General features: G+C 64.8%; 18 protein-coding genes. 9 read left to right on the forward strand and 9 right to left on the reverse strand.

The features are described from left to right. Positions 1-49: 49 nt before the first annotated feature. The 5 genes from C5E41_RS30665 to C5E41_RS30685 are packed head-to-tail and all read left to right on the forward strand — an operon-like array spanning position 50 to position 3606. On the forward strand, positions 50-916 hold the full coding sequence (locus C5E41_RS30665) for an aspartyl/asparaginyl beta-hydroxylase domain-containing protein (protein ID WP_104379189.1): 867 nt from the start codon (positions 50-52) through the stop codon (positions 914-916). Next, positions 913-1782, forward strand: a complete 870-nt coding sequence (locus C5E41_RS30670) for a nucleotidyltransferase domain-containing protein (protein WP_104379190.1) — start codon at positions 913-915, stop codon at positions 1780-1782. The genes C5E41_RS30665 and C5E41_RS30670 overlap by 4 nt, the downstream gene beginning before the upstream one ends. After that, positions 1779-2381 (forward strand): LOG family protein, encoded by a 603-nt coding sequence (locus C5E41_RS30675; protein WP_219823291.1) that lies wholly within the window; start codon positions 1779-1781, stop codon positions 2379-2381. Before C5E41_RS30670 ends, C5E41_RS30675 begins: the two co-directional genes overlap by 4 nt. Next, a complete protein-coding gene (gene pyrE, locus C5E41_RS30680; protein WP_104379192.1) occupies positions 2381-2923 on the forward strand; it encodes an orotate phosphoribosyltransferase in 543 nt (180 codons plus the stop codon). Before C5E41_RS30675 ends, pyrE begins: the two co-directional genes overlap by 1 nt. Continuing rightward, positions 2923-3606 (forward strand): HAD family hydrolase, encoded by a 684-nt coding sequence (locus tag C5E41_RS30685; RefSeq protein ID WP_104379193.1) that lies wholly within the window; start codon positions 2923-2925, stop codon positions 3604-3606. Before pyrE ends, C5E41_RS30685 begins: the two co-directional genes overlap by 1 nt. Here the strand turns inward: C5E41_RS30685 and alaS are convergent. Continuing rightward, positions 3596-6268: an alanine--tRNA ligase gene (alaS, locus tag C5E41_RS30690; protein WP_104379206.1), complete on the reverse strand. Its 2673-nt coding sequence runs from the start codon at positions 6266-6268 to the stop codon at positions 3596-3598. The two genes, C5E41_RS30685 and alaS, sit on opposite strands and share 11 nt — an antisense overlap. A gap of 606 nt (positions 6269-6874) precedes the next feature. Further along, positions 6875-7636 carry an NYN domain-containing protein gene (locus C5E41_RS30695; RefSeq protein ID WP_181063502.1) on the reverse strand — a complete coding sequence of 254 codons (762 nt, stop codon included), beginning with the start codon at positions 7634-7636 and terminating at the stop codon, positions 6875-6877. A 416-nt stretch (positions 7637-8052) separates the two neighbouring features. Here C5E41_RS30695 and C5E41_RS30700 point away from each other — a divergent pair, with 416 nt between their 5' ends. Beyond that, on the forward strand, positions 8053-9057 hold the full coding sequence (locus C5E41_RS30700) for a DNA-methyltransferase (RefSeq protein WP_104379195.1): 1005 nt from the start codon (positions 8053-8055) through the stop codon (positions 9055-9057). Here C5E41_RS30700 and C5E41_RS30705 read toward each other — a convergent pair. The 7 genes from C5E41_RS30705 to C5E41_RS30730 all read right to left on the reverse strand — a co-directional run bounded on the left by C5E41_RS30705 (position 9047) and on the right by C5E41_RS30730 (position 18551). Continuing rightward, a complete protein-coding gene (locus tag C5E41_RS30705; protein WP_368854152.1) occupies positions 9047-9733 on the reverse strand; it encodes a hypothetical protein in 687 nt (228 codons plus the stop codon). The two genes, C5E41_RS30700 and C5E41_RS30705, sit on opposite strands and share 11 nt — an antisense overlap. A gap of 1009 nt (positions 9734-10742) precedes the next feature. Further along, on the reverse strand, positions 10743-11792 hold the full coding sequence (locus C5E41_RS30710; RefSeq protein WP_104379197.1) for a tyrosine-type recombinase/integrase: 1050 nt from the start codon (positions 11790-11792) through the stop codon (positions 10743-10745). Continuing rightward, positions 11789-12202, reverse strand: a complete 414-nt coding sequence (locus tag C5E41_RS33535) for a hypothetical protein (RefSeq protein ID WP_146097744.1) — start codon at positions 12200-12202, stop codon at positions 11789-11791. Before C5E41_RS33535 ends, C5E41_RS30710 begins: the two co-directional genes overlap by 4 nt. Before the next feature lie 171 nt (positions 12203-12373). After that, a complete protein-coding gene (locus tag C5E41_RS30715) occupies positions 12374-15361 on the reverse strand; it encodes a TraG/VirB4 family ATPase (RefSeq protein WP_104379198.1) in 2988 nt (995 codons plus the stop codon). Then, positions 15358-17256, reverse strand: coding sequence for a hypothetical protein (locus tag C5E41_RS30720; protein WP_146097745.1), 1899 nt, complete (start codon positions 17254-17256; stop codon positions 15358-15360). The genes C5E41_RS30715 and C5E41_RS30720 overlap by 4 nt, the downstream gene beginning before the upstream one ends. A 3-nt stretch (positions 17257-17259) precedes the next feature. Then, entirely contained in the window at positions 17260-17667 is a 408-nt protein-coding gene (locus C5E41_RS30725; RefSeq protein ID WP_258081369.1) for a pilin, read from the reverse strand. Beyond that, on the reverse strand, positions 17658-18551 hold the full coding sequence (locus C5E41_RS30730) for a sigma-70 family RNA polymerase sigma factor (protein ID WP_146097746.1): 894 nt from the start codon (positions 18549-18551) through the stop codon (positions 17658-17660). Before C5E41_RS30730 ends, C5E41_RS30725 begins: the two co-directional genes overlap by 10 nt. Before the next feature lie 470 nt (positions 18552-19021). On the opposite strand from C5E41_RS30730, the gene C5E41_RS30735 reads away from it, so the two are divergent. The 3 genes from C5E41_RS30735 to C5E41_RS35815 all read left to right on the forward strand — a co-directional run bounded on the left by C5E41_RS30735 (position 19022) and on the right by C5E41_RS35815 (position 23236). Then, positions 19022-19690 carry a hypothetical protein gene (locus tag C5E41_RS30735; RefSeq protein WP_146097747.1) on the forward strand — a complete coding sequence of 223 codons (669 nt, stop codon included), beginning with the start codon at positions 19022-19024 and terminating at the stop codon, positions 19688-19690. 70 nt (positions 19691-19760) lie between these two features. Continuing rightward, positions 19761-20753, forward strand: coding sequence for a TRM11 family SAM-dependent methyltransferase (locus tag C5E41_RS30740; RefSeq protein WP_104379202.1), 993 nt, complete (start codon positions 19761-19763; stop codon positions 20751-20753). Continuing rightward, positions 20750-23236 carry a helicase HerA domain-containing protein gene (locus C5E41_RS35815; RefSeq protein WP_146097748.1) on the forward strand — a complete coding sequence of 829 codons (2487 nt, stop codon included), beginning with the start codon at positions 20750-20752 and terminating at the stop codon, positions 23234-23236. Before C5E41_RS30740 ends, C5E41_RS35815 begins: the two co-directional genes overlap by 4 nt. Positions 23237-24152 lie beyond the last annotated feature (916 nt).

A 24152-nucleotide genomic window follows, 5' to 3' on the forward strand; every position in this document is an offset into this window, starting at 1 on the left:
GGGCTCGTCTCGTTCCGTTCGAGGCTCAGGGGATGGAAGGTGGGATTGCATGCTGTCGACCGCGGTTGCCGACAATCAGGTGCTACTCAGGCAGATTGCCTGTCTTCAGACGATCGACTCCTCACTCTTGGAACGGTTGCGACATGAGGCACTGACAGTCCCGGACGAGCAACTATGGGTCGACGAGTACTCGCAGCACCAGTCAGGTGGCTGGTCTACTGTGTCGCTGCTCAACGAATCCGGCTCACCGAGCGATGTTCGGATCAGGGACTGCTCGCCAGTCGAAACCACGTTGTTGCAGCAGATGCCGGTGACGCGAAAGCTCCTGGCGTCCTTGGGGTTGCGGTACATGTGGGTGCGCCTGGCTCGTCTGCGTCCGAACTCGTTCCTGTGGGAGCACCGCGATTACAACGAGCTGAACGCCTCTGAGCGCCAACGCCTTCACATACCGCTGGTTACCAACAGTTCGGCAACCCTCGTGACCGGCGGTGTCCGGGCTTGGCTCCGCCCCGGACGGATCTGGCGGCTGACGCCGACTCACGTACACGGCGCGTGCAACCTGCTCGGACCGGATCGGTTTCACCTGCTGCTGGACTGCTACGCGGACGATCGGCTGGCCGAACTCAGTGCGAACGAGTGGCTTGACCGCGAAGACCTCGTCGTGCTGCCCCTCGCAACGGAGGCCGAGCTGCAGGGTCACCGTCGGAAGGCACTTTCGTTGGCACGCCTCGGCTACAGGCGAGCAGCGGAGAACTACCTGCTGCGATTGTTCTATGAGCGGTCGTTGCCCGAAGGACTGATCTACGACTTGATCGCTTCGCTGTACGACACGCTCGGCGAAGTCGATGCGGCCGGCGAGTGGCGCACCAACAAGATGGTGCTGCTGGGCCTCATGCGATCGGAGGGAGCAGCGTGAATCTGCCTATTCTGAGCAAACTCGCCGAGGCGAACCGTCCTGAGCAGTTCGCGCTCCTTGAACACGCGACCGAGAGCTTTACCAGGAGCGACGCGGTGACGCACTTGCTCGTGCGTGGTTCCCTGGCCCGCGGTACTGCCGATCGGCTGTCCGACGTTGATTTCGTTGTCGGCGTGCGAGATTCACAGTTCGAGGAATTCGTCTCAGTGCTTAATCCTCTGATCACCGCCGACCTCGGCGGCATCCTCCCCGGGTGGTTGGACACGATCGTCGGCAACATGGGCGGCTTGGGCTACGTCTACCTCATCGGGTGGGCGGGTCATCTCCAACAACTCGATCTGTACCTCGCTCCCGCCAGCTGTATCGGCCGCGTGCAGGAGCAGACGGTCTGCCAGCCGATCTTCACGCGCGACTACGAAGCGGTGTACGAGCCGGACGCCGACACCAGGCAGTTCGTAGCCGACACGATGGGCGTGCCCCGATCGTGTGAGGATCTCCTGATCGAGGCCCTGGTGATTGGCTATCTGATCCGAAAGCGGATCACACGCGGACAGGAGTTCATCGCGTACTCGGAATCCTTCCTGTTCAACACCACGGCGAAAAACCTGATCAAAACCGCGCTGGCTCCGACGTCCACCTTTTGGGGCTGGTACCAGCTAAAAGAGGAAATCGGCACGACACCGATTGGGCGGGAGTGCTTGAACCACCTGATGGCGCTGATCTCTGCGCCCGCCATTCCTACGGTTGCATCTCTCACTGAAGGATTAGACCGCATGTTCGCCATCGCAAACATGGTGGCACCCGAAGCAGTCGACAACCTGAAGGAAGCGATCGACGCCTACCGCTACTACCTGGAGTTGCCATGAGTATGAAGCGCGAAATCTCCTTGAAGGCCACCTTTTTCGGGGGCGTTGTCCCGGCGTCGGAGGCAGAACAGGCGCTGGCCTACGACATCGGGCGCGGCCTGGCCGAGGCTGGGTTCATACTTCAGCACGGCGGCTACAACGGCCTGATGGAGGATGCCGCTCGTGGCGCAGCCAGTGCAGGTGGGGAGATTTTCGCTGTCACTCTGGCCGACGTGAACTGGGGCGACTTCAACCCCTATGTCTCCCAGTCGTTTCGACTGCCCAAAATGGGCGATCGAATTCACCAGTTCCTCGATGAAGCCGACGTGGTGGTCGCTATGGGCGGCGGCGTCGGTACGCTGCACGAGCTGACCGCAGCGATTTGGTACGCAGGCAATATCCGACTGGTACCAGTGTGGTTGGCCGGTGCGACCGCGCTGCGACTATCGGCCTTCCTCAGATCGGAACGATGGTTGTTCGAGACACCGACCAGGCCGCTCGGCTTCCTCAAGGAAATTCCTGACACTGCCGCGTTCAGCCACGCGCTGTCCGAGCTGACCGAACATCGACGCTCTGGGGTGCCGTCGGTCGCGACAGCACCATCGAATGGGCGTGGCTGATGTTGCCGACCAGCCTCATTGCCCGAATCCGTACGGCCGCACTCCAACGCGGCAAGTTCACGCTGTCATCGGGTGAGGTGCTTGATGAGTACTTCGATCAATACGAACTTGCCGCCGACCCCGTGCTGCTGCATGACGTTGCGGGTGCGCTTGCTCGGGAGCTTCCACGACGCATCGACTGCGTGGTCGGCGTAGCGCTGGGTGGTGTGCCGCTCGCGGTCGCGTTGTCAGCCGTCGCCAAGATCCGCACCAGCTTTTATCGGCCGGCCCCCAAAACGTACGGCACCTGTCGTCAGATAGAGGCGAACGACCTCAACGGCAGCCGAGTTGTGGTGGTGGACGACGTCGTTCGTAGTGGAACGCAGATCCTTCACGCAGCTGAGATCCTGGGCGAGGCCGGCGCGACAGTTATTGCTGCAGTGTGCGTCCTGGATCGCGAGCTTGGGGGCCGTGAGAGATTGGAACGGCGCGGCATCGAACTGCGGTCATTACTCACGCCCGCGACCCTCTTCGGGATCGAGCGGGAGAGGAGCGCCAGCTGATGCGGCATCGGCGAATACCTGACTACGCAGCACTGTTCGACCTGGACGGCGTCATTATCGACACCCGCGCGGCAACGAAGGAAGCGCTTCGAGTGCTCGCCGCGGCCACTGCCGCGCCGGTCGATCCGGCTGCGCTCGAAGCCTGCGTCATGCTTCCGCCTGTCGACGCGCTCCTCTCGCTCGGCGTCCCGGATGCACGCCAGGCGTATCGCGATCATTTCGACAGTGCGTTGGCGCTTGCAGTTGGTGAACTGCGCATCTTCGATGCGGTGGTGTCGGGTATGGCAGCACTAGCGGAAGCTGGGATCGGGCTCGGCATCGTCACCGCACAGGCGCGCAGTCGGCTCAGCTACCTGCTCCCGCCCGCGGTGACAGAGCTGATTGACGTTCTCATTGCGCACGAAGATGCCCCGCCCAAACCAGCCCCGGACGGTGTCTTGGCGGCATGTGCACAGCTAGGTATTCCAGCTCAGCGAGCCCTCTTCGTCGGCGATACTCCGACCGATGTGCAGGCGGGCCGGGCAGCCGGGGCGCTGACAGTTGGTGCTGGCTGGGGATTTGGTGGGACGACAGTTCTCAGCGACGCTGGCGTCGACGTCCTTCTGAACACGCCGGATCAGGTCGGCCCCCAGATGCTTGTGCATCTTGAGGGCCGACTGAGCCGGACAGCAGTTACGCCGTAACCGTCTGTCCGATCACGCGGCGGACTTCTTTCAGTGCGTCGTCGGTGGCGAGCGGGTCCGTACCGCCACCTTGGGCGATGTCTGGCTTGCCGCCACCACCACCCTTGAGGACCTTTGCAGCGGTCCGCACCAAATCTCCCGCCTTTAGCCCGCGCTCGCGACCCTGTTCATTCACCGCAGCCACAACAATCGGCTTGTCGTTGGCAAGCGCGGTCACGACAACGGAGGCCGGTCGGTCCTTGAGATGATCCCGAATATCGAGGGCAACGCTCCGCAGTTCCTCCGTGGTCGCCGGTTCCGGCAGATGCTCGGTGACCACAGTGACATCACCAATTATTTGCGCATCCTTGACGAACCCCTCCGCCAGCTGGTGCAGCTGAATGGCACGGAAGCGGGCAATCTCTTTCTCCGCATCGCGCAGCTGCTTCAGTATCACGGAGACGCGGTCACCAATCTCACTAGTCGGCACCTGCAAGATGTCGGATACCTTGAGGGCCAGTGCGCGCTCCTTGGCCAAGAAGCGCAAGGCTTCCATGCCGACGTACGCCTCAATTCGGCGCAGCCCTGAGCCCACCGACGACTCACTGATTAGCGTCAGCGAGCCAACTTGCGAGGAGTGGGCAACGTGAGTGCCACCACACAGCTCGCGCGACCAGGCACCGCCAATTTCTACGACGCGAACTTCCTCATCGTAGGTCTCACCGAACAGTGCCAGAGCACCTAGCTCACGGGCTTTCGGAAGCGTCATGAACTCAACAGCAACCGGCAAGTCGCGACGCACCGCGAGGTTCGAGACCTCCTCGATCTCGCTGCGAGTTTCCGGCGACAAGCCGCCTGTCCACGAAAAGTCCAGACGCAGGTAGCCAGGCTTGTTATACGAACCACTCTGGAGAGCAGTCGGCCCAAGCACTTGACGCAGAGCAGCGTGGACAATGTGAGTGCCTGAGTGCGCCTGCCGAGCTCCGATCCGCCATTCGGGATCAACCTTGGCGAGCACGTTCCGCCCTTCGGCCACCTCACCGCTCAAGACACGTACTTGGTGCACCCACAGCTTGCGGGCGACCTTCTGAACATCGAGCACCTCCAATTGAGCGCCATCAGCCAGGATCAGGCCCGCGTCACTTTCCTGACCTCCGGATTCGGCGTACAGGGGCGTGCGGTCGAGCACGACTTCGACGATGTCGCCTTCGCCGGCCGCCGGGATCCGCTCGCCCTCCCGGATGAGGCCGCGGATGACTGCCTCCGATTCGAGTTCGCTGTAACCGGTGAACTCGGTCGGACCAAGAGCAAGCAGATCACGGTAGACGCCGGTCTCACCGTGCCCGCCGGTCTTTCGGCGAACAGCATCGGCCTTCGCACGGGCCCGCTGTTCCTGCATCAATGCACGGAAGCCGGTTTCGTCCACTGACAGGCCCGCCTCGGCAGCCATCTCCAAGGTGAGGTCGATTGGGAAGCCGTACGTGTCGTGCAGCTGGAAGGCTTTGTCACCGGGCAAAACGAGGTTGTTGCTTTTGCGGACCTCTTCGGCAGCCAGGTCGAAGATTGCAGTGCCCGCCTTCAAGGTCTGAACAAAGGCACCTTCCTCGGCCACCGCGATTCGGTCGATTCGGTCCCGCTCGCCGGTCAGCTCGGGATACATGGGGCTCATCACTTGGATCGTTTTAGCGACCAGCTCGTGCACCACGGGATCTTCGGACCCGAGCAGGCGCATCATGCGCACGGCCCGGCGCAGGATGCGCCGCAAGATGTAACCCCGGCCATCGTTGGACGGTGTAACGCCATCGCCGATGAGCATGACGCTAGTCAGGATGTGATCGGCGATGACGCGTAGCGAGACGTCATTCCTGACGCTGGCACCGTATTTGGCACCGCTCAGCTCGGCGGCCAAGTCGAGGATCTGGCGGGTGGTGTCGATATCGAAGATAGTCGGCACATCCTGCAGCAGTGCCGCCATCCGCTCTAGCCCGAAGCCAGTGTCGATGTTTTTTGAGGGCAAATCGCCGAGGATCGGATAGCCCTCCTTGGCCGGACCCTCACCCCGGATGCTCTGCATGAACACCAGGTTCCAGATTTCCAAGTAGCGCTCGTCGTTGGCAACCGGGCCACCGTCCTGACCAAAGTCAGGGCCACGATCGAAGCAAATTTCAGAGCAAGGGCCACAGGGGCCAGGCACGCCCATTGACCAGAAGTTCTCCGACATGCCAAGGCGTTGGATCCGCTCGGCAGGCACGCCTACGTCGCGACGCCAGATCTGCTCAGCCTCGTCGTCATCCAGGTAGACCGTGACCCAGAGCTTGTCCTCGGGCAGCCCGAGCCCTCCATCAGTGACTGGGCTCGTCAAGAACTCCCACGCGAAGGGGATGGCCTTCTCTTTGAAGTAGTCGCCAAAAGAGAAGTTGCCGAACATTTGGAAGAACGACCCATGACGGCTGGTCTGGCCAACTTCCTCGATGTCCACGGTGCGGACGCACTTCTGCAAGCTGGTTGCCCGCTTATACGGTGGGGGTGCCTCGCCCAAGAAGTACGGTTTGAAGGGTGCCATGCCAGCGTTGATCAGCAGCAGGGTGGGGTCGTCAGCGATCAGCGATGCCGAGGGCACCACCGTGTGACCTCGCTTCTCAAAGAACCGAAGGGCACGGCTACTGATGTCGGCCGAGAGCATAGACGCCTTCCAGGTGGTGGTTTGTTGGGTAGGCGCTACCTTCATACGGGCGGCGCCTGCCTAGTTTCACGGCTAGGTTCTAGCTTCCATGCTAAAGCGGCCCTATCCAGTGGGATTCAACGGCCCACGTCGCCCCTCAATCCGGAGAACACCGATTGGATGTGCGTCTGTCGTTTCGGGCTCTGCCTCCCTTTGCGGTTGCTCAGCCCACCCAAGGCGGGCATCAGTGCGCCGGAGCTCCGCGTCAGCTCGTCCGGAACATTCTGTGCCTGTTCCTCGGTGGCGCGGCAGTCCAGGTGCAGCGCGCCGGGTTAGATGTGAAGGTGCCGCATTCGGCAGGCGTGTGGCAGCACTCGGCATGGCAAGGCGGCGGTATGCGCCGGCGGCGACTGGAGCCTGGAGTGCGGCGCCCTTCCTTGGGCAATGCTTCGCCGCAGGCAACGTGGTATTGCTATCACGGTGTGCTGCGCTTGGTCGATGCGGAATGCCGTCGCCGGTACCTGATGGGCCAATCGCCAGCCTCCCGAGCCAGCCAGTTCGGCCACACCCTGAGTCCTCGAGGTGAAAGAGCTTCTAGAACTGCGTGCGGTCTCGCCGTAGTGATTCTTACGCGCTCGGCACCGACACCGTAATGTCCCCGCCGGACCGCCCAACGATCTTCGCGCCGCCCACTTTGGACAGGAAATCACGAAAGTTCGTGTAGCCATAGAGGTTTTCATCGAAGGTCGGGTCAAGGGCGAGCATCTTGCTCTTGATGGCGCTGGCGGTGGGGGTATCGGTCGTGGTCTGCGAGATCGCCTCGGCAAGAAGCTGTTTGGCTTTGTCTATGTTCTTCGTCGATCCTTGCGGCTTCGCACCGCCGGTGGCGGATGCGCTCGGTTCCGCCTGACGCATCACCGTCTCCCAGAACTTGTATTCACTACACACCGACACCAGCCGGGCGCTGGTGGTCGCCTCGTTCGTGCCAATGCCTATGACGTGTTTTCCGAACTCCCGAAGTTTCTGTACCAGTGGCGTGAAGTCACTGTCTCCGGTCACCAGGACGAAGATCCCGATGTCGGCATGAGCGATCAGGGTCTCCATAGCGTCCACGGCCAACCGGATATCCGCGGCGTTTTTGTGGCTGCCGGGCGTGAACCGACCAAGCTGCACCAGGTCGATGCCGTTCTCTGCCAACGCCCGCTCATACTGCCCAAACCGCGCATCGCGCCAGTCCGCATACGCCCGTCGTACCGATGCGTTGCCGAAGCCGCGGCAGAGCCACCTGAGCGCGGACGACGGGATCGCTTTGTCGCCCTGCCCGTTTCCGCCTGCGCCAAGCACGAGGTTCTCGAAGTCTAGGAAGACGGCGACGGCCTCATTCGTCACGTCCGTTCCCCGCGCAGATCGCCGCATTGAAACCCCCAAGACGTCGCAATGGTCAGATCTGAGTGTATGTGTCACCAGTTCACTAGGCAGTCCGTTCCACGGTGCCGACCAACCGAGGGCTGCCACCGTCGCCTACGCTCAGCTGCGCGGCAATCAGCACGCAGGGACACGACCTGCTCCTTTGGAGGATCCGAGAGGTGTCGTTCCGCTGTGCGATGATCGGTACTGTGTCCAGACCGGTCAGACAAGACACGAGAGGAGAAAGAAGCCAGCCCCCATCTGACTGCTAATATGCGAAATGGCCAAAATTGCCAAATTTTGCAGCGTTTGCCTACTGGCCTACACCCATTTATGGGCTTATAATTTCAGGCCACCGGGCATAATCGGTGCCTAAATAACTCTCGAAAAAGGCAGAGATGACGACTCATGAGATCAACCCTCCTACGAAGGAGCGGACCGCCGAGGTGTACGAGGGTGATTCATACGATCTCCTTGGTAAACTACCGCCTGAGTCGGTTGATCTTATAATTACCTCTCCGCCTTATTGGGGATTGCGGACGTATGGGATCGACCATAACGAGGATATCCTTAGCGAGTGGGTATCCGAGGGGGGTAGCAAAGAGGAGGCGCCGACTTATGACTGGTATCGCCTTCATGGCGGATGCCTCGGCATGGAGCCGCTGCCAGAATGGTACGTCAGCAATTTGGTCGAGATCTTTCAGCGCGGGGCTCATGCTTTGAAGCCCGAGGGTAGTATGTGGATAAATATCGGGGACACGTACTTCGCCCGATGGTCGAGTATCCGGCTCGATGGTAGGCAAGGATTGGGCAACAACCCGCGGATGCGCCGCAAGACGCCTATGGGCGGATTCCGGCAAGAAAAGCAACTCCTGATGATCCCGGCCCGCTTCGCCATCGCGATGCAGGACAAGCGGTGGATCCTTCGCAACGATCTGATCTGGGAAAAGCGTAATGTCCCACCTCGTCCAGAGAAGGATCGCCTACGCCTCGCCCACGAGCATTTCTATCACTTCGTCAAGCGGCCCAAAGAGGGGCGGGCGAAGTATTACTACGATATCTCCACTGTTGAAAAAGGTGCGCGCGACGTCGTAACCGTCAACGTCACGTCAGGTTCAGACGGGCATTCGGCCACCTTCCCCGTGAAGCTCATCGAGCCGCGTATTCTGAGTTCGTGCCCGCCTAACGGGCTGGTCCTCGACCCCTTCTGCGGGACTGGCCGTTCTCTAGCGGTTGCGATCAAGAACGGCCGACGCGCCATGGGATTTGAGATCACTTCTCACTTCGCCAACTCTGCCAGCGCTAATGCCGGAAGCATCGACTTCGCCGTCGATGATTCGATTATTGAAGACGAGGGCGACGACTTTGGGCAGCTGGCGATGAACGAAGAACTTATGGGTTAGTGGGGATATCGAGGCCAAGCTCCGACAAAAGATCCCCTTGAAGTTCCGGTGGCTTGGCCTTCCTTTTCGCGCGAGCTATGACGTCGTGTCGAAGCAAATCTCCCGCACTACTTGACATCATTGCTGTGACGTAATTTTCCAGGCTTGTTCGGACCACGGTCTTGAGACTCATCGGAAGCTGGCCAGTCTGATCAGGTTCGGCATCGTAATCGAAACCGACAAAGGTGATGTCCCACGGCTCCCCCTCGTCGACTGGCTCGAAATTAACCCGGGCGCGCAGCTGCTCGAAGATGATCTGCTGCATCACCACATAGAGCGGAATATGAACCTGCTTTAGGATCTCACCCTTGGCGGCAACTTGCGTCCCGAGCCGCTTGTACACATTGCCAGTATTGACGCCGTAATCGACAGTATCTCGACGATTCTTTGCTTTCGCTTCCTTCGTGAAATACGCTCGCCAATTTGGGACGTCGCCTTCTTCCCATGCTTCCCAGGCAGGGCCGACACCGCCGCCTCGCAGGTCAATCGCCTGCGTTTCGATCGCGATAATATCGGTTCCGCCGTCCGCACTAGGATCGTCAACGAAGGCCATGTAGTCGATATTGAGTTTCGGCGAATCGGTGATGGTCACTTCCGGGACGAGCGTTGCTTCTCGCTGTCCGAAATAGTCGGTCACAGCCCATTGAACAGGTGGGCCATCGAGACGGTGATCGCACACGGCGTATGTACGTCGCTTTCCCTTATCCCACCCCGCGGCGTACGTCACGGAGCAATATCCATAGTGATACTGCCGCTTCTTCTCACAGGGCATCTTGGCGAACGGGCAATACTCCTGCGCCCATGTATTACGGGCCTCGGGCGACGTGCTGCTGTGGTGGTATCCGTACGCCTCGACAATCGGAAAGACCGTCCCGCGCTGGGACACTCGGCTGCTGCTCCTGGTCACCTGAGTGATCGTAGCGAGACGGTACGACACCGTTGGCCTCGTGACGACTGATCAGGCACAACAGCCTCCCGCAATTCGTCGGGACGGCTCAAGCGGTATGGCTGATCGACCAGGCCAAGTTCTGGGCAAGTTCGCCCTGGCAGGCTCAAGCTGTCCAACCTGTCGGAGCACGGAGGTGATCGCCGGCAGCTCTTCGTTCGTCCAGTGCTGCTGTTTGCGCACTACCGCTGTGAGTCCGTCCTGCTATGGAGCGATGCAGCCCGTTCAGAAGGCTCGACCGCGGATGATGGGGCCGCCGGGCCCATGGTCACTCCGGCCGCTCATCTGGAGGACGGTTCCACGCTGACGTCTGACGTCCCCAATCTGGCTCTGAGCGCGAAATCTGGCACCACTTCGGCGCGAAACCGGACAGCGCCTGGCGGATCGTATGAGCGCGAATCTCGACACCACCTGATGACCGAATCCCGCTCCAGCGGTACCCGACCGACCTTCCGCTGCTGGTTGAGAAGCTCGGGCTCGGGGCGGGCCGACCGGCCGTGGTGCTGTCGGATTTCGTGCACATCCAAACTGATGGTGTCGACATTGGCGCTCAGTGCGGTGTCGAGGTTCGCGCTCAGAAGCACCAATCTGATCCCCTTCGGCCAGGTAGGTACCAACGCGTTACCTGAGCCTTGTGTCGACCTTGTTTGTCATTGCCCCCGCGGAGTGGACTGAGCCTCCACACCACTGAGCCACCGACTTATGCAGCCAGCGGTGGTCTCGTATTTGGACTGCTTCTATCAACCAAAGGATGTGGTTCGCCGGTCATTGCGGTGAGCGCTTCGGCTATCTCGTGGAGTGATGCACGGACATAGGTGAGCGTGGTGCCGGTGTTGCCCGACCCGCCATCGTTGTGACCCGCGAAAGCCCGTGCCACCGCGTATCCACGGTGCCGTTCGACCCACGTTAAAGTGGTGTGGCGAAGCCAATGAGCGGTGACTTGTTGAGTTGCCGCCGATGGCAAGTGTTCGCCGACCCTCTTCCATATATAGTCGTAGCGACGACCGGTAATGGGTTTTCCGTTTCGGTACCGCAGCAGTTGCGCGTCAGGGTCAGAACCTCGATTGCCGTGCCGGAGTAGCGCTTGCATCAATGATGGAGATACAGGTTGCCAGCGGACAGTATCTCCTTTTTCTCGCAGCTTGATGAGACATTGCCTCGCGTCGAGATCACATGGCCGCAACGCCAGGGCGCCGCCGCGACGGCAAGCGGTTTCGATATGCAAACGCAGGATCAATATGTCGAGGTCGGGATCGTTGCCCGTAGTCTTAGTTACTCGGACGATATCTGCAAGCAGATCATCGGAGAGAGCGTGTCGATTGCTCGGCAACCGTCGAGGCTTGACGATATGATTAGCAGGGTTGTTCGCCATTGTGAAATAGCCATCAGCTTGTGCTTGACCGAATATCGCACGTAGTGCGCCCACCATATGCTCCGCAGCTGAACGACCTCCTCGCGAGTTCCGACGAACGATGGCCTCACGCTTGCACTGTTCGATCATTTCTCTGATCTCCAGAGGAGACGGCTCGGTGATCGGCCGGTCTCCCCAAAAGTCTGCGATACGGCGCCAGTAGGGCAGGTAGGTCCGCAATGTTCCTGCAGAACAAGCAGATTGGAGACTTCTCGTGTAGTCCGCGAAGGTCGGAGTTGGACGATCACCGCGAGGCCCCACGTCGCCGAGGAGATCTTCAGCGCGGAGCCCAAGCCGAGCGAGCAGCAGTCTTGCTGCTTCGATTTCGTCGGTCGTCATCGGTCTTGCCAGACGAGGGAAATAGATGGCCGAATCGCTGCAAACACCTGGGCCGACGGGTAGATCAGAAGGGCCCGGGGCTCACGGATTGCGATCAGGAGTAGGCGATCGCCCCTATTGATCCGCGCACAGGTTCTCGTTTCCGACGGAATCCGTAAATAGTCACCTTTCGCAATAGCATTCCTACCGCGCCGCGTTTCGGTTACTTTGACAATACCATCGACAATGGTCAATTTTATGCGCTTCCCGCAGCGCCAGCCGAGATATTTGTTCGCCGAACGGTCGGCAACCTTGCCGCAATTATCCAAAGTCGATACAGCGATATGGATAGAGGGATAAATCGATCCGTGTTCATCATCGAATTGAGGCAGAGGAATCGTAGTGATCGTCCCTAGAACAGTATTTGTCATATCTCACGTCCAACGCGCGTAGTAGGATTTATCTACATCAACTGAATCGCATTTATGTCAATTTGCGCCCGCTAATACTTTTCGATCCGTATTGCTCGTCCGAAACCGGCAGCACTACGCTGGGCGCAGCGTCACGCAGGCGGGCAGACCCGGGTAGTGACGCGAATGGAATTAACCTCCCGGCTGCCCGTCGGTTGCGACGTCCCGCTCGACATCGACGTCGGTCACCTCGTCGGTGACGCAAGGTTCTTCCTCTTCCACGGCGCCTTCTCGTAGCTGCGGCTCACCAGAGCCGGAACTGAAATCGATATCGATGTCACCGCCGTCTCCGCCGTCCAGAATGGTGAGTTCGCTGGGATCGGTTGTCATCAAGGCGTTTTCGGTCGGTGACGCCAGGGAGGCGAATACGGCGCGGTCCGTGCCGCCGACGGCGAGGAGACCAGCGCCCCGTGCGGCGGTGAGCAGGAATTGTTGCTCGCCATCGGAGAGTTTGAACGCGGCGGCGACATCATCGATGGCTTGCGGGGCTTGGCGTAGCAGGATCTGGGTGGCGGCGTTGGAGACGATCGCGCGCCCGAGTTCGGTGGACAGCACGTCGGCGCTGTCCTGGGTGGCGACGGTGAGCCCGGCCCAGTGTTTGCGGAAGCTTTTCGCGGCTCGGTACAGGAACTGCGCCCCGGCGGGTTGGCGCATGATCAGCCACGCTTCGTCGACGGTGACCATGCGGGGCCGTCGTGTGGCCGGGTCGGACACGCGCCGCCAGGTGGCGTCCAAGGCCAGCAGGGTGCCGATCGTCTTGAGCTCATCAGGCAGGTCCCGCAGCGAGAACACCACCAGTCCACCATCGGGGTCGGTCGTGGTAGGGCCGTCGAGCAGCCCGGCGTAGGCGCCCTCGTCGACGAAGGGATGCAATCCTGCGGCCAGCTCGTGCGCGGTGGGGGTGCCGAACCCGGCCAGCTGATCGCGCAGCATGCTCATGGTGGGGGCGGGCCGGGTCCAGGTGGCGGGGTCGTCGGTGATGCCGGCGGCGGTGTAGGTGGCCGTCAGGGCGGTGTCGAGGATTGCCCGCTGGGTAGGGGTTTGCTCGCCCAGCAGGACCTGGCTGAGGGTGTGCAGGAACAGTTTCCGGCGGGTGAGCGCGTCGGAGGGGGCGGTGCGGTGGCCGTCGGGGCGGGTGCGGATGTCGAGGTCGAACGGGTTGAGCCGTACCCCGGGTGCGCCGAGGCGGATGTGGGTGCCGCCGACAGCGTCGGCCAGGCGCCGGTATTCGTCTTCGGGGTCGATGATCACTTGCTCGATGCCCCGGTAGAGCGAGCGTAGGATTTCGGTTTTGGCGAGGTAGGACTTGCCGGCGCCGCTGCGGCCGAGCACGACCATGTTGTGGTTGTGGGCCTCGGGGGCGAACCGGTCGACGAACACCAGCCCAGCGGCGGCGTCGCGCCCGTAGAGCACCCCACGCGGCTGCGTGGCGGCGATCGGGTCGGTGACCGGGAGCTGCGGGGAATCGAAGGGAAACGCTGCGGCCAGGGCGGTGGTATCGAAGGTGCGGTGTATTCGGATCAGGTCCAGTCCGATCGGCAGGGTGGTGACCCAGCCTTGAGCGGCACGGAAGCTCAACGGGCAGGTGTCCACCAGCAGGCTCGCGGCCAGGGCGCGCACCGCGGCGACCTCGTCGGCCAGCTCGGTCTCGGAGTCGGCGTGCACGGTCAGGTAGACACCGACCCTGTAGAGGCGGGCCTCGGCGCGGGCCACTCGGGCCGACAGTTCGGCGGCGTCTTCGACGGCGACGTCGACTTGCGGGTCGGGGGGCCGGCCCCGGCTGGTGTCGTGCAGGCGCGAGGATTCCAGGCGCGCGAGCTGGCGACGCAGCCGCCCGGCTGCGGTGACCGGGTCGATCGGGTCGATGTGCACGGCGATGTCGAGCCGGCCGGGATGCGACAGCAGCGGTGTCAACCACCCGGAGGTGACTTCGCGCGGGAACCCGGTCACCGCCACAGTGGCCACCCAATCGGAGCCGACCTCGAGGTGCCGGGCCCGGATCGACAGCGACTCGGGCCCGAAACTCAAAGCCTCCGCCCCGGATTCGTCGTCCTCCTCGGCGGCGAGGACGATGCCGCCGACGCGGGTGGGCTGGGCGCCGGCGGCGGTGATGATCTCGTCGGGGCCGGCGATGTCGGCCGAGGACGCTACGAGGCTGCCTGGGTTGCAGCAGCTGTCCAGGACCGCGGTGGCTTGGATCTCGTCGAGGGCGGTCACGCTGACTCCGAGCGGAGCGAGCAGATCAGTGGCCTCGCTGAGGCGGCGCACCAGCCGGGACTCCGCGGCGCGGCGCGCGGCAGCCGAGGCTCGTCCGAGGAAGCGTCGCTGGCGCGAGATCAGCGGTGATAGGGCTGGGGCGTCGGGTGTGCGGATCGGTTCGCGCCAGATCAGGAGTACCTGGTGCTGGATAAGGTTTTCGGTGGCCGCGAGGTCGGCGAGGTGGTCGGCATGGTCTCGGGCGACGGTGGCCAGCTGGGGTGACATGTCGGCGGTGGCGGCGTCGAGGGCCGACAGGTGGGCGGTGATGTCGAGTCGTGCGGAGCGGATGAGGATCTGGACGGGTTGGCGCAGCGTGTGCAGCCAGCCGCTGAACTGTGCGAGGAGGCTGTCCTGTTCGGCCGGGGTGCGCAACGCGAGGTTGAGGGTGCCGGCCGCAGCGACGACCGCGAGCCCATCGGCGCCGAGGTCCACCACCCCTACCCCGGTGACACTGCCGGTGACCGCGCGCGGCAGCCGTACGGCATCGGTCGACAACGTAGCCGGGACCGGTGGCCGGGGCCCCCGCATCGCCTGGTCGGCGACCCATCGCGGCACCGGTTCTGTCCGACCGGCGTCGCGCACAAGATGGCGGGCTCGCAACTTGTGACCGATCGCGGCAACCAGCAGCTGGTCGCCCGGCAGACCGTCACGGGTGGTCGATATCGCGACCGTGACCACGGTCGCGACCGGGGCCGCGACGGCGAGGAACGCCAGCGGCGCGAGGACGGCGCGGGTGGCCATCCACGCCAGATAGAGCAGCAGGGCGGTGGCGGCGAGGATGGCGAGCTGGCGGGCGGTGAACGGTCCGATCAACCGGTCACGGCGCTCGACATCGGCGGGGATACGCACAGGTGTGGTCATGATGGCCTCCTTCCGGGAGTGCGTGGTACGCGGCGGCGGACGGGAAGATCGGGCAGCGGCAGATGCAACTGCCGCCCCGCCGACCGCTTCGGCCCCGGTGTCGACAGTGGCGGTGCCACGGGCGTGGGCGGTCTCGCGGTGGGCCGCACTCTGGTCGCTGGGATGGGTAAGGGGTACTGGCCGCTACGCAGCGGCCGGACACGGTCGTACGGGTCCGGCGCAGCGGGCGGGTCGAAGTCGAAGCTCAGCTGCCTGCCCCGAGTGCTGCCCGCGGGTGCTCGTTTCGCAACTGCCGGTGTGGTGGGCTCCGGTGGCGGGGTCGGTCGGCGCACCTTCGCTACAGGGATCGGCAGCGGATACTGCCCGCCCCGTCCGGGACGGATCCCCCGATACGGATCCGAAGTCGCGGGCAGATCGAAGTCGAACGCCAACTGTTTGCCCCGAGGTGTGCGGGTCGGCGCGGGTGTGGAGCGCGAGGTGGGTTGTCCGGCAGCCGGATTCGGTTGGCGTTTGACGCGGTGGACGCCTTCGAAGGGAAGCATCAGCTGCCCGTCGCGGGTGGCGCGCACGCGGGCGTAGGGGTCGGCCGGTCGGGGTGGGCGGCGCGCGACAGCGGACTTAGCCGCGGCCCGCTTGGAGGTCGCCGCTGTGCGGGTGCCTTTGAGGGCGCCGAGGGTTTTGTAGGTGATGTAGCTGCGCACGATCGACCCGGCCAGGGTGCGGCCTTGGCCGATCCGCAGTACCGACAGCAGCCAGAACGGGGTTTTGACCAGGATCCCCATCAACGCGATCGCGATGATCTGGTCGACCATGCCCTGGGAATTCGGGCCGAAGAACCACCAGTCGCCTGGAGTCAGAAACACTCGCAGCGAGGTGACCAGGATCAGCGACTGCACCACTTGGATCGCCAGGCATGCCCCGAACGAGCGCCACCACCAGCGCGCGATCGACTCGAAACCGGGCAGGGCGTGACACATCAGTGCCAGCGGTGCCGCGATGACCAGCAAGACCGTGATCGCGATGCGCACCACGTAGGCCACCATCAGCACGACCAGGATCACCACGAGCGCGACGCCGAGAAGCAGCATGAAGATCCCGCCCGTCGGCCCGCTGTCGGTCAACTGACGCAAGGCCGCGGCGGCGGAGTCGGCGTCGACCCCGTTGCCCGACAGCGCTTGCGCGAGGGCGTTGGCGAACCGGATCGCTCCGGCCGCCAGCGCCATGCTCAACGCGCCGGCGACGAATCCGATCACCAGCCGTGGCGCCAGCTCCCGCCAGGACCACCGGGTTTGCAGGGTCTCGCGCACCATCAACAGCACCCCCGCACCCATGACCACAAGCACGTAGAGGGCCAGCACCAGTTGCCACGAGGAGTCCCACATCTGGCGCACGTGCGGCAGGGCGGTCAGGTCCGGGGTGGTGAGCAGGGTGTGCGACACCAGGTTCAGCAGCGGGTTCAACGCCGAGGTCACCAGGCGGCGAAAGAACCCGTCGACCGCCTCGGCGACGCACCCGGAGATATTGGTGACTCCGCAGTCGCCCTCGCTCGGATAATCGTGCAGAGTCCCGGTGCCCGGATAGACCGGAGATGGCGGGTCGACCGGAGTGCGTGGGTCGGGCCGAGGCTGCGGGTTGACCGGAGTCTGCGGATCCGGCGAGACGGGAGCCGACGGGGACGGTGGTGTCGTCGTGGGTGGTTCGGTGTGCCAGCGGGGCGCGGGTGACATCGTGACCGGAGGCTGCGCCGGGACGATCGAGGGCGGAGTGACCGGTGGCTGCGCCTGCGCAACGGCGGTCGCTGTCAGACCTGCGGCCAGGGTCAGCGTCGCGGTTGCGGCTCGTATCCTTCGCCACCGAGGCGCCGCGGCCTTGGGTCGGCGTGTGGGGGCGGACATTGGTCAGGCTCCCACGATGGATTTGAGGACCGCGACGATGACCGGGGCCAGCATGGCCAGCGCGTAGCCGAGGCAGGCCGCGCGCAGGGCGGACTTGGATTTCTCGACCTCGGCCGGGTCCCCGGAGGCGATCACGTACCGGACGCCGGCGATGGTCAGGCAGACCGTCGCCACCGCACTCGAGATACCGACCAGCCAGTTGCGGGCGTTGTCGATCACCTGATCCAGCGAGGACGCGATCGCCAGCAGGGAGACCGGCTGCGCCGAGGCCGGGCCTGCCGCCGCGACCGTCAGCAACGTCAGCGCGACGAGCACCACACACGCCGCCGCGCGGTGCCACCGCCGAGTTCGGCCATGACGCCACACTGTCTCGACGGTGGAAAACGGTGTGGGGAATCGGTTCATGCGCATCGCCGCACCTCCTGCTGCCCGCCTTGCAGTGCGGTGCGGGTCCGGCCGCGCCCGCTGCTGGTGGATCGAACCTGAGCGGAGGAACCGGTCTGATGACCCGTGCTGTCCGGTGCCGGATCCGGGGACTCGATCCGCGTGGCCAGCCAGGGGCAGAGTTTGGTTTCGGCGCGCTGGCGTTGTTTGCGGACCTTCCAGTGCGACTGGGATCCGCGCAGCTGCTCGGCCACCGAGGTCATCGAGCGCCGCTCCCATCGAGTTGCGGCGATCAATTCCGCCGCTTCGGCCGTGATCACTCCCTCGGCGACCGCGTCGGCCAGCACCAGTTCCGGGTGGCCGTGGGGGGTCTGGGTGATGGGCGGGCGCGCGTCGGCTGTATCGATGTCGAGGTCGATGGCCTGTGGTGCCACCGCCTGCTGTCGTGCCCAGGATCGTCCGACATGCACGGTCACCGACCACAGCCGGGACCACAGTCGCGGCGGCTCCAGGTCGATCTCCCGTACCTGCCGCAGGAACCCGGCAATGATCTCGGCTTCCGCGTCGTCGCGGTCGATGCTGCCGGGTGCGGCGAACCGGCCGGTGATTCCGGCCAGCATCGGCACCGCCAGTCCGGCGCACGCCAGGCCCGCACGGCCCCCCGGTTGTCCCCACTCCAGGCGGGCGCGTTGGATCAGCCAGCTCCAGACAGCGTCGACCGGCATCGCGGGGTCCCGTAATCGCTCACCTACCTCGCCCCACGTTCGGACCGCGACTCCGCGTGGCGGGGGCGGGCCCGCGGCCACCGGCTCTCCGGCGATGCGGTCGAACGCCGAGGACACCACCTCCAGCGGCGTCCTTTCAGTGGCTACTTTCCGGCACCGGAAATTGATGTGTTTTGAATTCGTCACCAGGAACTCCCTTGCTCGATGAACAACGAACAATGTCGTCCCGGAAAGGACAGCAGAACCGACTCTCCAAACCACCTCCAAACCACCTCGAAACAACCTCCGCACGGCCTCCAAACACCCTCCGGAACATCCCCGCGCGGCCACACACGCTGCGCCGCGAACCGGGTGGCATCTGGTCGACACCACCGAGCAACAGACGCATCTACCAGGCATTGTGATTGCGCGGAGGTGTTCTGGAGATGTTTCGGAGGGCGCCGAGCCGCCCCTCGATCGACCGGTAGAAAAATTATTCAGAAATTACTCGACAGTGGTCGCCGCATGAATTCGGCGTGCCTACTACAGCGCTCGCAAATCAGGCTCAATTAGTGCTTGCCGGTACTTTTCCGGCTGGACGATGTCCAAAAACTGGGGTCTGCGTGGAATTTATTAAGTAGACACAGAATTTCTTCGCCCAGTTAGGAGCGCTCCGTATGACCGCGCAATCTTCGCAGCCATTTCCTCGCACCGGGTTCCCACGCGCCACAGCGACTCGGGCGGTGCCCTCGACCCTGTGGGCGGCGGGCACCGATCCGATCGATCCCGATGATCGGTGGCCGGCTCCGATCGTGTCACGCGCTGTGACCGAGTTCTGCGCCCCTGGCGACCGAGTGCTGCTGGTGGACTGGCCCGCGCCTGCGCGGCGCGGACCGCTGACGGTGATGGCGCCCGACACTGCCGCCGCGCTCACCGCGGTCGACAGGCTCGACCGGACCGCGCGGATCGAGTCCGGGGTTTCCGGCTCAGAGGGGGCGAACGAGCTTGTGTTGGCGAGTTTGCTCGTCCTGAATTCGGATCCGGTGGCTGCTGCGGACCGGGTCGTGGAGTTGGCCGATGCCCAGTTGAGTGAGGGCGGACTACTGGTCGTGCTCAGCCGCTGCCATCACAGCGACGACGGCGTCCTCTCGGATCCGGCCGGCGCGATCGTCGCCGCCGCCCAAGCCGCCGATCTGCTCTACCTCCAGCACATCATCGCCGCGCCCCTGCACGGCGACACAGTCACCGGCCCTGACGCGCACATCGCCCCCGCCAGGCACGCGGTCGCACACACCGATCTCCTCTTGTTCCTGCGGCCCGAGCCCGCCCCCGCCTTCGAGCGCTGATCTGCCCTCTGGACAGCGCGACCTGCCGCTCGTACCCGCCGCCTTGACCTCTCTCGCAAAGGACAAACGAATGACTCTCGACCCGACCACCCGAACCGCCGCCACGACCGGACACGGATCTTCTGTGTCGGTGTGGGCGACCGGCCAGATCGCGCCCGCCGCCCAGCGCGTGCGCGGCCGGTATCACCCCGACAGCGTGAAACACCCGGCCAAGATGCTGCCCGCCATCGTGGCCCATGCCGTGCAGGCATACACCCGGCCCGGCGATTTGGTGCTGGATCCGATGTGCGGGATCGGCACCACCCTCGTCGAATCCCTGCACTTGGGCCGCCGCGTGGTAGGGGTCGAGTACGAGGCGCGGTGGGCCGAGCTGGCCCGCACCAACCTGGCCTTGGCCCGCGATGCCGGGATCGGGCTCGACGCCGCCGTCCACCAAGGCGATGCTCGCAAACTGCCCACCTTGCTGCCCGAACGGTTGCGGGGCCGGGTGGATCTGGTGATCACCTCCCCGCCCTACGGCGACTCCACCCACGGCCATGTCCGTGTGCGCGCCGGGGAAGGCGTCCACAAGACCGACCACCGCTACGGGTCGGTCCTCGACCGCGGCAACCTCGCCAACGTCGGCCTGGGCCGGCTGCTGTCCGGATTCACCCGCATCCTCACCGGGGCCGCGGAGTTCCTGGCTCCCGGTGGGCATGTGGTGATCACCGCACGGCCGTGGCGCCAGCATGCCGAGCTGGTCAACCTGCCCGCTCATCTGATCACCTGCGGCACCCTGGCCGGGCTCACCCCCGTCGAGCGGTGCGTCGCGCTGCTGGGGCGCCTGTCCGACGGGGAGCTTGTGGCCCGCAGCTCGTTCTTCCAGCGCGACTTCATCGTCAAACAACGCCGCGCGGGACTGCCGATGCATCTGATCGCCCACGAAGACGTCATCGTCCTGCAAAAACGCGACGACGCACGAAACACAATGGACCGCAACGGTTTCCGCCGCGCCCCCGAGCCTACATCACCGCTGCCGGTGATCGGCCAGGAAACCTTCGAGCAGTACCGGGACGCCGCATGAGCACTCCGGTCACCACACACGGGTGGCTGACCCGATTGCTTCTCGCCCCCGGCGAGGCGCTGCACGATCTTGCCCACGCACTCGTGTCCCCCCTGGCTATCCCGGCGATCACCGCAGTGGCGGGGGTGCTCATGGTGGTGCGGGTGCTGGCAGGTGTGCGGCGGCGCCGGCTGGGTGCGGGGGCTCGCCTGATCACCGTGATGACTCCGCCGCAGGTCGACTCGAAGGCCGCGACCGCGGTCTGGTTGCACCTGACAGGGCAACTACGGCCCGCCTGGCGGCGCACCATGTTCGGGCAGCCGCATCTGGGATTGGAATACACGATCACACCCGAAGACGGGGCTGCGATCCGGTTCTGGGTCCCCGGCAGTGTCCCTCCGGGTCTGGTGGAGCGGGCGATCGCCTCGGCGTGGCCCGGCGCGCACACCGACACCCAGGATTGCACCGAGCCGCCCCTGCCTCGCCCTGCCGGGACGCGAAGGGTGCTGGCCGGTGGGCAGTTGCGGCTGGGGCGTCGCGAAGCACTTCCGATCCGCACCGACCACGCTGGCGACCTCGTCCGCGATCTGATCACCGCCGCCGATGATCTCGGTCCTGGTCAGGGCGCGTGCGTGCAGGTCCTTGCTCGCCCGGTCACCGGCCGCCGCGTCGCCCGCGCTACACGCTCCGACCGCACACGCGGTGGCCTGGCGATTGGGCTGGCGCGGGAGTTGCTCGACATCCTCACCCCCGGCAACTCTCGCTCCTCGCGCGAAAGCAAGCCACCGTCGGACCAGCAGACCGCGATGGAATTCGCCTCTGCGGCGCGAGCCGCCGCGACGAAAGCGCGTGGCCCGCACTGGGAAACCCTCATCCGCTACGCGGCATCGGTCCCCGTCGACGAACAGGCGGGTGCGGCCGAGGCGCGGCGGGTGGCGCGGGGCCGCGCCGACGCGCTGGCGACGGTGTTCGGGGCATGCGCCGATCACAACTACTACCAGCGGCGGCGCTGCTGGCGCCTCGCCCTCGCATTGGGTGAGCGGCGGCTCGGGCGTGGTGATGTGCTGTCGGTGCCCGAGCTGGCCACCTTCGCGCACTTGCCCACCGAGGAGGGCTTGCCCGGTCTGCAACGCGCCGGCGCTCGCGCTCTGGCGCCGGCGCCGGAGATTCCGACCAGCGGCGAGCACACCAAACCCCTCGGCCTCGCCGACACCGCCAGCCGCCGCCCCGTCGCGGTTCGCATCGCCGACGCCCGCCACCATCTGCACATCCTCGGCCCCACCGGGGTCGGCAAATCGACCCTGCTGGCCCGAACGATCCTTGCCGACGCCGACGCCGAACGCGGCCTGATCGTCATCGACCCCAAAGGCGATCTCGTCACCGACGTCCTGTCACGGCTCCCACGCCGCTACGCCGACCGAGTCGTGCTCTTCGACGCCGACTCCCCCGCCCCGCCCCCGTGCATCAACCCTCTCGACATCCGCCACACCGGCCATGCGGGATTGGATCTCGCCGTGGACAACCTGGTGACCATTTTCCGGCGCGTGTTCGCCCAATGGTGGGGGCCGCGCACCGACGATGTCATGCGCGCCAGCCTGCTCACCCTGTGCGCCCAGCCCGGCACCGCCACCCTCGAAGACCTGCCGCGCCTGCTCACCGAACCCGCCTTCCGCGCCCGCGTCACCCGCACCACCAGCGACCCCGTCCTGCGCGGATTCTGGGAAGGCTACGAGCAACTGTCCGACGCCGCACGCGCGCAAGTCATCGGGCCACTCTTAAACAAGCTGCGCGCGTTCCTGTTGCGGCCGTTCGTGCGGGCCGCGATCGCCGCCGGCCCCTCCACCGTCGAGTTCGCCGACGTGCTCGACCACGGCGGCATCTGCCTCGCCCGCCTACCCAAAGGGTCGCTCGGGGAGGAGACCAGCCGACTGGTCGGATCCTTGTTGGTCGCGCGGACCTGGCAAGCCGCCACCGCCCGCGCCCGCCAGCCAGCCAACGACCGCGCCGACGCCGCCCTGGTCCTCGATGAAGCCCACAACTTCCTCAACCTGTCCACACCGGTGGAGGACATGCTCGCCGAAGCCCGCGGCCTGCACCTGTCGCTGCTGCTCGCCCACCAGAACCTCGCCCAACTCCCCCGCGATCTGCGCGACGGCATCTCCGCCAACGCCCGCAACAAAATCATCTTCGCCGTCTCCCCCGACGACGCCCGCGAACTCGCCCGCCACACCACACCCTGGCTGTCCGAACACGACCTCACCCACCTCGACGCCTTCCACGCCGCCGCGCGCCTGCTCGTCCACGGCCAACAAGCCCGGCCGTTCACCCTCACCACCGAGCCACTGCCCCCACCCACGCCCGGCCGCGCCCGCCAGATCGCCGCCGCCGCACGCGCCGGGCACACCACCCGGCCCGGCCACCACTCCACCGACGATCCGTCGAAATCGTCGACCACCGGTGACGACGCCACGTCCTCCTCCAGTCTCGACGATCCCCGTCTGTAGTCGCTCACCGGCCAGTCAAGTCACGGGCGGTCGCCCGCGCGGCCGGGATGAGTCCCCCTTTGTGTCCGAAAGGTTTCCGTCTCTCATGTTGATCACGCGCCCCGACCGGCAAGCAGATCTGCGCGCACCGCGCACCGTCCAGACCGGGCTGCCACTGGCCGATTCGCTGCGCTTGGTGGCTCGGTTAACCGACCGCGATCGCTGGATCCTGCGGATGGTGCACGAGCATCGCGTGCTGACGACCAACCAGCTAGCCGCATTGGCCTTCCCCACCCGCAACCTTGCCCGCCGCCGCCTGGCGGCCCTGCACCGCGAACGCGTCGTGGACCGGTTCCGCCCGTTCACCACCTCCGGTAGCGCACCGTGGCATTGGGTGCTGGCCCCCGACGGCGCCGGCGTGCTCGCCGCCGAAGCCGGCGCCGAGGTCCGCGAGCTGGGCTACCGCCCTCGCCGCCGCCTCGACATCGCCCACAGCCTGCATTTGACCCACACTCTCGGCGTCAACGACTGGTTCACCACCCTCGCCATCACCGCCGCCGACCACGACGCCACCGTGGCTGCGTGGTGGTCGGAATCGCGCTGCCGCCGCCTCTGGGGAGACCTGGCACGCCCCGACAGCTACGGTCGCTACACCCGCCACGAGGCCCGCCTGGACTTCTTCCTCGAATACGACCTCGCCACCACCAGCCTCACCCGCGTCGCCGCCAAACTCCTCGGCTACGCAGAGCTCGCCCGCTCCACCGGCATCATCACCCCCGTCCTGCTCTGGGTGCCCACCGGCCCAAGAGAACTCGCCGCACGCCAAGCCTTGCGCGACACCGCCGCCTCACTGCCCGATCCCACCGCAGTGCCCGTGGCCACCGCCACCGCCGACTACCTCGACACCCTGTCTCTTATACACATCTGACGCTGCCGC

Source organism: Nocardia nova, from assembly GCF_002933465.1.
GTDB lineage: Bacteria > Actinomycetota > Actinomycetes > Mycobacteriales > Mycobacteriaceae > Nocardia > Nocardia nova_B.